Source organism: Pseudosulfitobacter sp. SM2401, from assembly GCF_042932805.1.
Classification (GTDB): Bacteria; Pseudomonadota; Alphaproteobacteria; order Rhodobacterales; family Rhodobacteraceae; genus Ascidiaceihabitans.
Window position 1 is genome coordinate 3,239,461 of record NZ_CP170633.1, and the last position, 13,793, is coordinate 3,253,253.

Annotated in this window: 12 protein-coding genes; 3 read left to right on the forward strand and 9 right to left on the reverse strand. The window is 58.5% G+C overall.

Going from position 1 to position 13,793, the window contains the following annotated elements; genetic code table 11:
• Positions 1-31 precede the first annotated feature (31 nt).
• Positions 32-391 carry a hydroxyisourate hydrolase gene (gene uraH / locus ACFIO0_RS15895; RefSeq protein WP_390911370.1) on the forward strand — a complete coding sequence of 120 codons (360 nt, stop codon included), beginning with the start codon at positions 32-34 and terminating at the stop codon, positions 389-391.
• On the opposite strand, the gene ACFIO0_RS15900 is transcribed toward uraH, so the two are convergent.
• From ACFIO0_RS15900 to ACFIO0_RS15930, 7 genes are all read right to left on the reverse strand, one after another.
• Positions 388-1,302 (reverse strand): metal ABC transporter permease, encoded by a 915-nt coding sequence (locus tag ACFIO0_RS15900; RefSeq protein ID WP_390911371.1) that lies wholly within the window; start codon positions 1,300-1,302, stop codon positions 388-390. The two genes, uraH and ACFIO0_RS15900, sit on opposite strands and share 4 nt — an antisense overlap.
• Entirely contained in the window at positions 1,299-2,504 is a 1,206-nt protein-coding gene (locus ACFIO0_RS15905) for an iron chelate uptake ABC transporter family permease subunit (RefSeq protein WP_390915351.1), read from the reverse strand. Before ACFIO0_RS15905 ends, ACFIO0_RS15900 begins: the two co-directional genes overlap by 4 nt.
• Positions 2,505-2,508: 4 nt before the next feature.
• A complete protein-coding gene (locus tag ACFIO0_RS15910) occupies positions 2,509-3,315 on the reverse strand; it encodes an ATP-binding cassette domain-containing protein (protein WP_390911372.1) in 807 nt (268 codons plus the stop codon).
• Positions 3,316-3,317: 2 nt separating this feature from the next.
• Complete coding sequence (locus ACFIO0_RS15915) at positions 3,318-4,280, reverse strand: metal ABC transporter solute-binding protein, Zn/Mn family (RefSeq protein WP_390911373.1); 963 nt, start codon at positions 4,278-4,280, stop codon at positions 3,318-3,320.
• A gap of 96 nt (positions 4,281-4,376) precedes the next feature.
• Positions 4,377-5,324: an ATP-binding protein gene (locus ACFIO0_RS15920; RefSeq protein WP_390911374.1), complete on the reverse strand. Its 948-nt coding sequence runs from the start codon at positions 5,322-5,324 to the stop codon at positions 4,377-4,379.
• On the reverse strand, positions 5,312-5,998 hold the full coding sequence (locus ACFIO0_RS15925; protein ID WP_390911375.1) for a response regulator: 687 nt from the start codon (positions 5,996-5,998) through the stop codon (positions 5,312-5,314). Before ACFIO0_RS15925 ends, ACFIO0_RS15920 begins: the two co-directional genes overlap by 13 nt.
• A complete protein-coding gene (locus ACFIO0_RS15930) occupies positions 5,995-7,494 on the reverse strand; it encodes a DUF4153 domain-containing protein (protein WP_390911376.1) in 1,500 nt (499 codons plus the stop codon). Before ACFIO0_RS15930 ends, ACFIO0_RS15925 begins: the two co-directional genes overlap by 4 nt.
• Before the next feature lie 177 nt (positions 7,495-7,671).
• On the opposite strand from ACFIO0_RS15930, the gene deoC reads away from it, so the two are divergent.
• Together deoC and ACFIO0_RS15940 are read left to right on the forward strand one after the other, a co-directional pair.
• Entirely contained in the window at positions 7,672-8,691 is a 1,020-nt protein-coding gene (gene deoC / locus ACFIO0_RS15935) for a deoxyribose-phosphate aldolase (RefSeq protein ID WP_390911377.1), read from the forward strand.
• Between the two features lie 36 nt (positions 8,692-8,727).
• A complete protein-coding gene (locus ACFIO0_RS15940) occupies positions 8,728-11,070 on the forward strand; it encodes an aldehyde dehydrogenase family protein (protein WP_390911378.1) in 2,343 nt (780 codons plus the stop codon).
• A gap of 56 nt (positions 11,071-11,126) precedes the next feature.
• Here the strand turns inward: ACFIO0_RS15940 and ACFIO0_RS15945 are convergent, their stop codons facing one another.
• Both ACFIO0_RS15945 and ACFIO0_RS15950 read right to left on the reverse strand, forming a co-directional pair.
• The gene (locus ACFIO0_RS15945; RefSeq protein ID WP_390911379.1) at positions 11,127-12,461 is read right to left on the reverse strand and encodes an insulinase family protein; all 1,335 of its coding nucleotides are present in this window, start codon (positions 12,459-12,461) and stop codon (positions 11,127-11,129) included.
• Entirely contained in the window at positions 12,458-13,762 is a 1,305-nt protein-coding gene (locus ACFIO0_RS15950) for an insulinase family protein (protein ID WP_390915352.1), read from the reverse strand. Before ACFIO0_RS15950 ends, ACFIO0_RS15945 begins: the two co-directional genes overlap by 4 nt.
• Positions 13,763-13,793 lie beyond the last annotated feature (31 nt).

A 13,793-nucleotide genomic window follows, 5' to 3' on the forward strand; every position in this document is an offset into this window, starting at 1 on the left:
CTGTGGCGCACAGATCAAAGGGATGACGGCCATGGCAAACGGATATTTAACGACGCATGTTTTGGACACCGCGCGCGGTTTACCGGCGGATGGCATCACAATTTCACTGTATCTTTTGTCGGGCAATTTGCGCGAAAAGATTGCGCAGGCTGTGACGAATGCAGACGGGCGCACCGATACGCCGATCTTGCCGTCTGGCAAAATGACCGTCGGGCAGTACGAGCTGGTTTTTCAAACAGGTGAGTATTTGGATCAGAACAATCTGGCGACGGGCGAGATTAAATTTCTGGACGAAATCCCGATCCGGTTTGGCATTGATGACGAAGAAGCGCACTATCACGTGCCTCTCTTGCTGTCGCCGTTTGGCTATTCGACCTATCGCGGATCTTAGGTCGCGCGTTGCCGATGTGGGCCTTTTAGTGCGGCGATACCCAGTATGACGCCGGACATTGTTGCGATCATTCCTGCGGCGCTGACAGAGCCGTGAAAGCCAATCCAAAGTGGACCGTAGCCTGCGATCATGTAGCCTGAGATCGCAGCAAGGATCGCAAAGGCAACGGACCACGCGATTTGGGTTTCCAAACGGTTTGTCATCAATCGTGCGGCGGCTGGCGGGCAGATAAACATCGCGATCACGATGATTGACCCAACCGCGTCAAAGGCTGCCACGGCCGCGATCGCCGACACGATCACCAGCGCCAGACCCAGCGGCCCTGTACGCATCCCCATTGTCCGCGCGAACCCTTCGTCGAAGGTCGAAATCTTAAGCGGTCGCCAGAAGATCGCGATGAACAGCGCGACCCCGATGAGCGTGATGGCCATGCGCGGCAACTCAACCGGCAACCCAGCCAGCGCGTCGATGTCGGACACCGATGACCATCCGGTCGCATCCAACCAAATCAGGCTTTCCAAGTTGCCAAACAGGGCGTGTTCCACATCCAAATGCACGCTGCTGGTATCGGATTTTTCGAGCAACAAAACGCCGCCTGCGAACATTGTCGTGAACACCACGCCCATCGCAGCACCTGGTTCAATCTTGCCCAAACGACGGATCAATTCGATGGCAGCAACCGCAACAACGGCGGCCCCCGCAGCCCCCAAAAGCATCGGCAGTGTTGCGACAACACCGCTAATCAGGAACGCCACGACAATGCCGGGCAAGACCACGTGACTGATCGCATCACCGATCAAAGCTTGGCGGCGCAGCACCAGAAAATTACCGGGCAAAGCGCAGGCGATTGCAACGCAAATACCGATCAACAAAGGGGGCAAAGACAGTGGCACGAATTCGGAACCGGTCATGCTGGCACCTCGGATGGGGCGGCAAGTCGTCCGTCGATTTCGGTAATCTGGTCTGGGGTTAGCAGTGTTTCGATGTCGGTTAATCCGTCATAAAGGGCGGCCGCCGCTTCATAGCTTTGATCGCCGCGTACGATGCTCCAGCGGGCTTCGTCCAGCATGGCTTTGGCCGCGCGTGCTTGGCCCGAATTTGTCGGCACACCGTCAGGGCGCACGAGATCCGCACGCCGCAGCAGGCGCAAAGTTAACCCCTCGTAGATCGGTTGAGATTGGGCCATGGCTAGCAACCCTTGGCGCAGGTGCACCCGCCGCTGGAACGATCTGTGGCGAAGAAAGGATGACATCACGCCACGTCTTGGTGCCAGCAACAGTGACAGCGCGAACAACGCAAAGCCAACCAACACAATGATCGGACCAGTGGGCACATCAGGGATCGCCGCAGATATCGCAGCGCCAACATACCCTGAAACACCGCCGACGATGCCAGAAATCAGCACCACGTGGTCCGTACGCTCTGTCCAAAAGCGGGCCGTGACTGGTGGAATTATCAGCAAAGCAACAATCAGGATCAGACCAACAATCTTGAGCCCCACAACCGTCACAGCCAGCACAATGCCCATCATCGCCAAATCGATGCGCGTCACGTTTTGCCCGCTGGCTGTCGCATATTCCGGGTCGAAAGCCGCCAAGGTCAATGGCCGGCGCAAAAGCAACACCAGCGCCAATGTCAACGCTGCCGCGCCGGCGAGGATGGCTGCGTCACTGCGCAACATGCCTGCGGTAGAGCCTAACAAAAACCCCTCTAACCCCGCTTGCCGCCCTGCGTTCATCGTTTGGATGATCGTCAAGATAACCACCCCAAAGCCGAAAAAGACCGACAGAACCGCGCCGATGGCCGCGTCTTCCGCCAACCGAGTTCGCGTGCTTAGCCAGCTGACGCAGAGCAACCCAAGGCCTGCAGACACCGCCGCGCCGCCAAGTAGTCCGATCAAGGATCGCCCATCACCGCCAAGCGCCACCATGATGATGAACGCCAGTCCGATGCCCGGCAGTGTTGCGTGGCTGATCGCATCGCTGACCAGTGCCCGTTTGCGCAAGAATAGAAATGTGCCGCCAACACCCGCGGCCATGCCCAAAAGGGTTGCGCCAATTGTGACCAGCGTGGCGTTGTAGCCTAGCTGCAAAGTCAGCGCGTCGAACAACACCGGTTTAGGCCGTCGCAGCGGAGAGCGAATCCATCTGCGCGCCGGCCAAGCGGCCGCCATAGGTCGCTTGCAAGTTTTCTTGCGTGAAAACGTCAGCGACGGGCCCAGCAGCAACCGCTTGGGTGTTGATCAGGAACACGTCGTCAAAATACTCAGCGACCGTCGACAAATCGTGGTGCACTGCAACAACGGTTTTGCCCGCGTCACGCAAAGATTTCAGCACATCGATGATGGCTTTTTCCGTCGCGGCATCGACACCTGCAAAGGGTTCGTCCAGCAGATACAAATCAGCCTGTTGCGCCAAGGCACGGGCCAGAAACACACGTTGTTGTTGCCCGCCGGACAGTTGCCCGATTTGACGGGTCGCAAAGTCTTGCATGCCGACACGGGCCAGACAATCCAACGCTTGGGCGCGGTGATGCGCGCGCACGCGGCCAAGCAGACCCAGTTGCGCATACAGTCCCATCATCACCACATCGATCACCCGTGTCGGGAAATCCCAATCGACACTGGCGCGTTGCGGCACATAGGCGATCCGGTCCCGTTGGCGCGCAACGGTTTTGCCAAACACAGTGGACGTGCCCGCAAGCGGCGTAATGATGCCAAGCGTGGCCTTGAGCAGCGTCGATTTACCCGCGCCGTTTGGCCCGATGATCGCAGTCATGGCACCGGGGCGCACGGTCATATCAACCGAGAACACTGCTGGTTTTTGGCCGTATGACACTGTCATGCCACGGATCGCGAGCGGGCTTTGATCCCGTGCTGCGCGATCAGCGCTTTGTCCGTTTAGGGTCGCCAGTTCAATGCTCATGCTTAGCTTTCCAAACCTAGTTTGCCTTGCATGCCGCCGGCGGGCACATCGGCCCCCAAAGCGGATGCAATTGTCGTCACGTTGTGGTCGATCATGCCCAGATACGTGCCCTCATAGGTGCCATCGACGCCCATCGCATCGCTGAACAACTCGCCGCCAATTTTGACGGTGTGTCCTTGGGCTGCGGCCCCTTCGATCAGGGCGCGCACGTTGCGATCTGACACCGAACTTTCGACAAAGACCGCCTCAAGCTTGCGGTCCACCAGCATGTCGACCAACGCACTGACGCGGTTCAAGCCTGCTTCTGATTGCGTCGAAATTCCTTGGATGCCAATCACTTCGAACCCGTATGCCCGCCCGAAATAGCTAAAGGCATCGTGGGCGGTCAGCAGAATACGTTGCTCGCTAGGAACTTTGTTCAAGGTCACGTCGGCGTAGTCTGCAAGTGCGACCAGCTCGGCCTTGTATGTATCCGCGTTGGCGGCAAAAGTCGGGCTCATCTCCGGTCGTTGCTCGCTGAGGGCAGCCGCAACCGCGTCCACAACCATGACCCACATGTTCGGATCCATCCAGACGTGCGGATCAAAGCGGTTTGCGTAATCTTCGTGGCTCAGCAACTGATCTTTGGGCAAACCTTGGGCGACAGCAACGACGCGGCGTTTGCGGCTAAGTTCTTCAAAGAAACGCTCCATTTGCGCCTCGAGATACAGACCATGCCACAGCACCAGATCGGCACGCGTCATGGCGACAATATCGCTACGGGTTTGACGATAGGCATGCGGATCAACGCCCGGACCCATCAGTGCGCGCACGACAACAGCGTCACCGCCAATACGGCGCGCGGCATCGGCAATCATGCCCGTGGTTGCCACGATGTTCAACGCACCAGCGGCCCACACAGGGGTCGCCATGCCAACCAAAGCACTGGCGCTAAAAGTAGAAAGCAATTGACGGCGATCGATCATGGCACACCCTTTTTCATCACTTGTTAGAATGAATATGCGAGTCATTCGCAAAAAGTCAAGCTTTTGCAAATGATTCTCAATTGCGAGTGTGTGATCTTAGTCAAATGTGATTAAAAAGCAGGCACCTTGGGCGCTGGCTTGCAGTTCGATCTGCCCGCCTCGCGTGGCCAGCAACGACCGCACGATGCTAAGGCCCATGCCTGTGCCACCCGCGTCACGGCGCGTGGTAAAGAACGGGTCAAAGATGCGGGATGCGTCACCTTGGGCAATTCCTTGACCGTTATCTTGGGCCAGCATGCGCGTGCCGTCCCAGTCGATACCCAACGTCGTTGCGCCATGCGCCGCTGCATTCTGCGCCAGCTGAACAAGGATCGCGCGCAGATCCTGAGGCTCCAACGGAACAGGCGTTGTGCCGTGACAAGTGATCTTGAGTGGCGGATCATCCGGCAGGCTATCAAGCAGCAGGCAGGTTCCAACACCTGCGCTTTGGCTGGCCAACGCGTGGCGACGCAGGTCGTTTAGCAGGGCATCCATGCGTTGGCTCGCCGCGGCAACAGTTTGGCAAAGGGCGGTGCGATCATCCGAGGGCAAATCTTCGGATTGCAACAGCTCTGCCGCGCCCTGAATACTGGTCAGAGGCGATTTCAATTCATGCGTGACGTGATCCGCGTAGGCCCGCAAAGACGCGGCACGACTGTTCAGGGTCGCGCCCATATCGATCACGCTTTGGCCCAAATCGCGAAACTCCGGCGTGCCGAAATGTGTGGGGGCTGGCGCGTCCATTTGGCCCGCCTTGATCGCCTTTGCATGGGCCGTCAGCGCGTAAACCGGACGTAGAACCAAGCGCCAAAGCAGCAAGCCAAGGATCGCTGTGGCGACCAGCGCGATCCAGAACACCAGCCACGCGGCCTCTCCCCAGCCCAGCACATTTCCCCAGAGGCGAAAATACACGATCCCGATCAGCGGCGTCAAAAGCACCCCTGCCAGACCGCCACCGATCACCAGCGCCAAAGGTGGGCGCCATTTGCGGCTTATTCTGTGCATGGGCCCATCCGAACGCCAACGCCGTGCACAGTTTCGATGGCATCACCGCAGCCGCCTGCAGTCAGTTTGGCCCGCAAGTTGCGCAGGTGGCTGTCGACGGTGCGATCGCTGACGTGAATGTTGACGCCGTACATAGCATCCGTCAGCGCAGGACGGGCCGAGATGTGATCGGGTTGTGCCATCAGGTGCGCCAGCAGTGCCATTTCCCGCGCGGTTAGGGCGACAGGGCGGCCCGAAATTTCGCACAAATGCCGGCTGGCATCGACATGCAAGCAACCCCGCATCAGGCCTGTCGATTTGGCAACAGGTGCGGCGCTGCGTTTCAGGATCGCGCGGATGCGGGCGACCAGTTCGCGCGGCGAAAACGGCTTGGTCACGTAATCATCGCCGCCCAGTTCGAACCCCAAGACCCGATCGATTTCATCGTCCCTCGCGGTCAGGAACAACACTGGCGTTTGATCGGTGGTGCGCAGGGTCCGGCAGACCTCTAGCCCGTCCATTTGCGGCATGCCGATGTCCAGCAGAATCAGGTCAAACCGACCCGTGCGCGCCTTGGTCAAACCTTCGGCCCCATCGCCGGCTTCTTCGATGTCAAATCCTGCTTGGGCAATTGCGATCCGCAGCACCTGACGGATTTGCGGGTCATCGTCGATGATCAGGATCGACTGGCTCATGGCTGGCTCGTTTCAGACGTCATAGAGGCCAGACTACGGCGCACCCGCCAATTACGGAAGCCCCATTCACGCCAGTCTTGTGGTTCAAACGCGCTGTAGGTCGGGTTGCGGTAATGGTAGTAGCAGTAGTCAAGCGCTGACTTGCCGGTAAGACGTTGGATTTCGGGAAACGCGGCCTCGTCCAACTGGCACAGGTAGGTGCGGTCCTGCGTGACGTCGTGGGTTAGATTGTAACGCGCGATCATGCGATCAAAGCTGGTAAAGGCGCAGGCGTACAAAACCGCTGATCCCAGCAGGCCGACGCGCAACAGCATCCAACCGTTCGCCTTGTCCTTCCAGATTTGCAGCCACACCACGCCCAAACCGGTGCCAACCAGACCCATCCAGATCACCGCCGCGATGCGCCAGTGGGTCAGCCCGTAGCTGGTGATGTACAGATCCATCCGGATCAACGATGCCACCACCAGCGCCAGCGTTTGCGCCACCCACAACAGCAGCAACAAACGTACCATCGGCGCATCTTTGGCAAAGGGGCGCGAGATCAGCGCGAACAGCCCAGCTAACAATGCCGTGGCCAGCAAAGGATAGGCACCGCGATGCGCGTAGCTGGCATAGGTCATGCCCTCGGGCAAATCGCCGACGCCGTACAGGAAATACATGTCCATCAAGGTCTGCGCCGCAAACATCAGGTTAAAAATCACTAACGATCTGAGGATTGATTGCGCATTCAGCACCGCATAACTGCGTTGGTTTCTTACGATTTGACGGGTGCTGCGCATCCGTTCACGCAATCGGAACAGGATCAGGCAAGGCCAGCTGATGAAGGCGATAAAGCCCCAGAAAAACATGCGGGCGACGTCTGGTTCTGGCAACGACTTGGGGATCAACGTTTCGGCCCACGTGCCAAGCACCGGATTGGCCCCCGCGAACAGAGCGAAAAAGACGACCCCAAGCGCGACGGGCACACCCCAGCCGATGAACATGTTGCGCACCGCGCTGGCTTCGATCTTGGCCGAGCCCGCGTTTGTCGTGCAGTGCCAGACGTCCCGGATATTTTGAACCGGAGCGATCCACCACAGGCGCACGGCCCCCATCAACAATCGATCTGGCCTAAGCCCCGCGACAAAGGCCAAAACCACGGACAGACCCGCACACAGAATCAAAACCGACAGCGGCTGAACCAGCTCAACCACCGGCAACACGCACAGCAATGTGCCCATTCCCGCAATCCGCAGTTTTCGCATGTTCAACGCCGGATCAATGACCAACGCGGCCGCCCCTGCCAGCGCGATCACAAAGACCGCAATCGACAGACCCGCCGCGACATTCCACAGCAAAACATCCGCCATTGCGATCAACGCGACCAGCAACAGCGGGCGCATCCAAACGGTTTCACCTGCGTGCTTGATCGCCTTGGTTGCAGGCGCTGCGCTCGACAACCACCAGCCATCGCGCTGCATCGCCATCGGCACCCCTCGGACTACGTATGATTTCATGTCCCTGTCCTTTTTTATGTTTTGCTTGGGACAGCAATGACGTTTCAATTGCGTAACTCTTGCCCGCAAGTTGTGCAGTTTTTGTGCAAATTGACGCGTGGTTGGGGGGATGGCCAAGCTTGCCATCCGGCGTCGCGCGTGCCACCTCTGGATCAAATCTGTGCAACGAGGTGCATCATGCAAAGCTCTCCTTTGACGGCCACAACGACCGATCAAACAACTGGCCAAACCGCGGCGCAACTGCCGCAAGTGACCGAACCGCGCAATCCGGGCATGCCGCTGGACATGGATTGGGTGGCGCGCGTGCAGGCCAACACCTCCGCGATCGAGCGACGCTGCGCGAGCCTGCCTGCCCGCCGTTCCGTCAAGAAAACGCACCAAGCTGCGTGGCTGCTAAAGGCCATCGCGTGCATTGATTTGACGACGTTGTCCGGGGACGACACCGAACGCCGCGTCGGGCGCTTGTGTGCCAAAGCGCGCCAACCAGCACGGGCCGAGATTCTGGAACAGCTGGGCATGACCGGCCTGACAACAGGGGCAGTCTGCGTCTATCACGAAATGATCCCCGCCGCCGTACGCGCGCTGGACGGGACCAACATCCCTGTGGCCGCCGTGTCTACCGGTTTCCCCGCGGGCCTGTCGCCCCTGCATTTGCGCATTCAGGAAATCAAGGAAAGCGTCGCCGCCGGTGCCAAAGAAATCGACATCGTCATTTCACGTCGCCACGTTCTGAGCGGCGATTGGAACAAGCTGTACGACGAGATGAAAGCGATGCGCGAGGCCTGCGGCGAGGCGCACATCAAAGCGATCCTTGCGACGGGCGAACTTGGCAGCCTGCGCAACGTCGCGCGTGCATCTTTGGTGTGCATGATGGCGGGCGCTGATTTCATCAAGACCTCGACCGGCAAGGAAAGCGTGAATGCCACGCTGCCTGTAACGCTGGTGATGATCCGCGCTATCCGCGACTATTTTGAACGCACCGGCTACCGCGTTGGCTACAAACCTGCGGGCGGGATTTCCAAGGCCAAAGACGCGATCACTTATCTGGCGTTGATCAAAGAAGAATTGGGCGATCGCTGGCTGCAACCCGACCTGTTCCGCTTTGGCGCATCATCCTTGTTGGGCGACATCGAGCGGCAGTTGGAACACCACCTGACCGGCGCGTATTCTGCCACTTACCGCAATCCGATGGGCTAAGCCCGCTGCTAAGCAAACGATAGAAAGACCGCTGATATGACCGTCAAAGAGATCTTCGACACCATGGATTATGGCAATGCTCCCGAAAATGCGGCTGACGCTTTGGCGTGGATTGCCGCGCAAGGCGGCACATTCGGGCATTTCATTGACGGTGCTTTTACGGCAGCTGGATCACCGTTCGAAACACGCAACCCCGCAACGGGTGGCACGCTGGCCACGGTGACACAAGCGACACAATCTGACGTCGATGCAGCCGTGGCCGCCGCGCGTAAAGCACAAGCAAAATGGCAGGCGTTGGGGGGTCACGGCCGCGCCAAAGCGCTCTATGCCATTGCGCGCCTTTTGCAAAAACACAGCCGTCTGTTTGCGGTTCTTGAAACACTCGACAACGGTAAACCGATCCGCGAAAGCCGCGATATCGACATCCCGCTGGCCCAACGCCATTTTTACTATCACGCAGGCATGGCGCAGTTGATGGACAGCGAATTGCCAGACCGCACGGCGCTTGGCGTGTGTGGTCAGATCGTGCCTTGGAATTTCCCGCTGCTGATGCTGGCGTGGAAAATCGCGCCTGCGCTGGCGATGGGCAACACTGTGGTGCTGAAACCTGCGGAATACACGCCGCTTACAGCCCTGCTATTTGCGCAAATTTGCACCGAGGCGGGCCTGCCCAAAGGTGTCGTGAACATCGTCACAGGCGACGGGGCCGTTGGCGAAATGATCGTCGCGTCCGACGTCGACAAGATTGCGTTCACCGGTTCAACATCCGTGGGTAAACGCATCCGCACAGCAACCGCAGGATCGGGTAAATCTTTGACGCTCGAGCTGGGAGGAAAATCCCCCTACATCGTGTTCGACGACGCCGATCTGGATTCAGCCGTCGAAGGGCTGGTCGACGCGATCTGGTTCAACCAAGGCCAAGTCTGCTGCGCAGGGTCGCGCCTGTTGGTCCAGGAAGCCGTCGCTGATGTATTCTACGCCAAACTGCGCGCCCGCATGGACAAGCTGCGCATTGGTGATCCGATGGACAAATCCATCGACGTTGGCGCAATCGTGGATCAGTCGCAGCTTGATACGATCACGCGTTTGGTTGACGCCAACACCGCTGGCACGATGCATCAATCGACGGCGGCATTGCCCGACCAAGGACTGTTTTATCCGCCAACCTTGATCACCGATTTGCACCCTGCCGACACGCTGATGCAGGAGGAAATCTTTGGTCCCGTTCTGGTCGCCACCACTTTCCGCACGCCGGCTGAGGCCGTCGAGGTCGCCAACAATACGCGCTACGGCCTTGCCGCCACGGTGTGGAGCGAGAACATCAACCTCGCGCTTGATATTGCCCCCAAACTGGCTGCTGGCGTTGTCTGGATCAATGGAACCAACATGTTTGACGCCGCCGCAGGATTTGGCGGCGTACGCGAAAGCGGGTTTGGACGCGAAGGTGGCTGGGAAGGGTTAGGTGCCTACACCAAGCCCAAATCGACCCCTAAACCCCTTAAACCGATTGCGCCAATGACCAGCACGAGCGGGTCAACAGACAGCATCGACCGAACCGCCAAACTGTACATCGGCGGCAAACAAGCACGCCCTGACGGCGGCTATTCCGCGCCGGTGTTTGCCAAAAACGGATCGCTATTGGGCCACGCATCACTGGCCAACCGCAAGGACGTGCGCAACGCAGCCGAGGCTGCGCAAGCCGCCAAAGGCTGGTCCAAAACCACGGGTCATCTGCGCGCGCAAATCATCTATTTTGTCGCTGAAAACCTATCCGCCCGTGCCGATGAATTCGCCAATCGATTAAACGCCCTGCAAGGCGGCAAATCCGGCGCAAAAGAAGTCGCAGCCAGCATTGATCGCCTTTTCACCTACGCCGCTTGGGCTGACAAATATGACGGACAGGCACACGGCGTCCCGATTCGTGGCACAGCGCTCGCGATGAAGGAACCAGTCGGCACGATCGCCGCCCTTTGCCCTGACACAGCGCCATTGCTTGGGCTGATCTCGGTCATGGCACCGGCCATCGCGATGGGCAACCGCGTGATCCTGTCGGCGTCCGAACCCTTCCCGCTGATTGCCACTGACTTCTTCCAAGTGCTCGACACATCTGATGTGCCAGCCGGCGTCGTAAACATTTTAACAGGCCCACATGCCGACGTCGCCAAAACCATGGCGGAGCACATGAACATCGATGCGGTCTGGTCATTTTCAGGGTCTGATCTGAGCCACGTGATCGAGGCAGGCAGCCAAACCAACGTCAAACGCAGCTGGGTCAACAACGGTCAAGCGCGCGATTGGTTCGAAGCTGAGGGACAAGGCAAAGACTTCCTCGTGTCCTCCACAGAAGTCAAAAACATCTGGATCCCATACGGCGAGTAACGCCAAAGCGCACCCACCGGAGGGTGGGTGCAAACATCGTGTAGCGCGTCAGCGCTTCATTCAGGTAAAGCGCCGGTTTCCAAGCCAACGGGCTTACCCACAACCACAAAGTGCAGCCCGTCAGGGTCCAGCAATTCGTTTGCGACACGCTTGACGTCTTCCATGCTGACAGCTTCGACACGGTCATTGCGCGTGGCGATGTAGTCGCTGGGCAAGCCGATCATCTGCATACCAACCATGATCCGCGCAATCGGGCCATTGCCGTCAAACCGCAGCGGATAAGCGCCCGTCATGTAGGTTTTAGCGTCATTCAATTCCTGTTCCGAAACGCCTTCGGCTGCGGCTTTGGCCCATTCGGTCCGAATAACGGAAATCGCCTCAGCGATGCGATCGTTCGAAGAGGCGACTTGCCCCAAATACGTCGCCGCGTGATCGCGCGGAGAGATGTAGGAATAGACGCCATAGGTCAGGCCACGTTTTTCACGCACTTCGGTCATCAAGCGGCTTTCGAACGATCCGCCACCCAGAACCTGGTTCAGCACCACGGCCGGGAAATAGTCCGGATGTTCCAGTCCGATCCCTTTGTGTCCAAATATCGCAACGGACTGTGGCGTGTCGAAATCGACAACCGTCACACCGCCTTCGATTGTGATATCTGCCGCTGCGGGCATCGCAGCGCCAGTGGTCGGAAGATCACCCAAAAGACGGTCCAGCAACACGCCGAGTTCCTCGGGTGTGATATCCCCGACGGCCCCCACATACAGGCGGTCTTTGGCAAAAATATCGCCGTGCGCGTTCACCAAGTCTTCACGTGTCAGCGCCGTAACGCTCTCAATCGTGCCGCTTTGGTCACTGCCATAAGGGTGATCGCCAAAGGCCATCGCGTTAAACGTTTTTGACGCGATTTCATCGGGGTTCGTAGTGTCAGATCGCAGACCCGTCAGAACCTGCCCACGTACCCGTTCAATGTCTGCTGCATCAAAGCGCGGCTCAACCAAGGACGAACGCAACAATTCAATCGACGCATCGCGGTTTTCAGTCAGGAACTGCGCTGAAATCGACAGCTCGTCCACGCCGACATCGTAACCAAGCGACGTTGCCAGTGTTTCAAGTTCACGCGCGAAGCCACGGGAATCCAGTTCGCCTGCGCCTTCTTCTAACAAACCTGTCATCAGGTTCATTGCGCCGCGTTTGCCGGCGCGGTCCAAGGATGCACCACCACGAAACCGCAGCTCCAGCGCCATAAACGGAATTGAGGGTTCCTCGACCAGCCATGCTTTGATGCCGCCGGGCGATGTCACTTCTTGGATGTTTGTTTCTGCTTTAGCATCAACGACCCAAACCATTGGGGCCATGATCAGGGCGACAAACAGTGCGCTCAAAGTCTTCATTGTGTCGCCTCCTCTTCTTGCATTAACCATCCGGTCACGGATGCCTCGCGGTTAAAGACCATCTTTGCGGCGGCCATAATATCCGCCTCGGTTACGGCCGCTAATGCATCAGGCCACGCTTGGATATCTTCCACGGTCAGACCCGATGTCAGGCCCGATCCATAGCGCTGGGCGATGCCGTCGACATTATCGCGCGCATAGATTTGCTGGGCGCGCAGTTGTGCCTTCAGGCGTTCCAACTGCTCTGGGTCGACGCCATCCGTCATGAACTGCGCCAAGGCGGCGTCCATCGCGTCTTCGATTTCTTGCAGCGACACGCCTGGGGCCGGAACAACGATCAAATCAAAGGTCGTGTCGTCCAGCGATGTGCCACGGTAAAACGCACCAGAGTACACGGCGTCTTGCGTGTCGAACTGCAGCTTTTCGGTCAAGTATGACGTGGTGCCACCGCCCAAAACTTCGGCCAGCATTGTCAGTGCCGCTGCGGTGTCCTGCGCGCCGCTATCGCGTTCCGGGGCAAGGTAGGACCGGCTTACGTAGGCTTGGGACACACGCGCATCTTTGAAAATCAGGCGGCGTTCGGCGGTTTGGGGTGGTTCCTTTGTGCGCGTGCGTTCGGGCAAATCAGGATTGGCCGGGATCACGCCGTAATATTTGTCAGCCAGCGTGCGCACGTTTTCGGGCGTCACGTCGCCAGACACCACGAGGATCGCGTTGTTTGGCGAATAGTAGATGTCGTAAAACGACAGCGCGTCCTCCATATCCAGCGTTTCCATCTCGTGCATCCAGCCGATGATCGGCACGCCGTACCGGTGGTTGTGATACTGGACCGCGTTCATCTGCTCGGAAAACAGCGCGCGCGGGTTGTTTTCGGTGCGCGAGTTGCGCTCCTCGATGATCACGTCGCGTTCGGTTTCGATGTTTTCTGGCGTGAGGCGGATGTTGCGCATCCGGTCGCTTTCCATCCGCATCATCAGTTCCAGACGGTCTGCCGCGATACGCTGGTAGTAGGCGGTGTAGTCGTAGCTGGTGAATGCATTGTCGCGCCCGCCGTTGGCTGCAACCGTGGCTGACAATTCGCCGGCCTCAAGGGTATCGGTCGCCTTGAACAGCAAGTGTTCCAGAAAATGCGCCACGCCTGAGGAACCCTTTGGTTCATCCGCAGATCCCGCCCGGTACCAAACCATGTGCTGCACAACAGGCGCGCGGTGATCTTCGACCACCACAACTTGCATTCCGTTGTCCAAAACAAATGTGGTCACGGGTTCATCAGCTGCAACAGCAATGACGGGGGTGAGCATCACAAGCGAAGCCAAAGCGGCGCGCAGATTG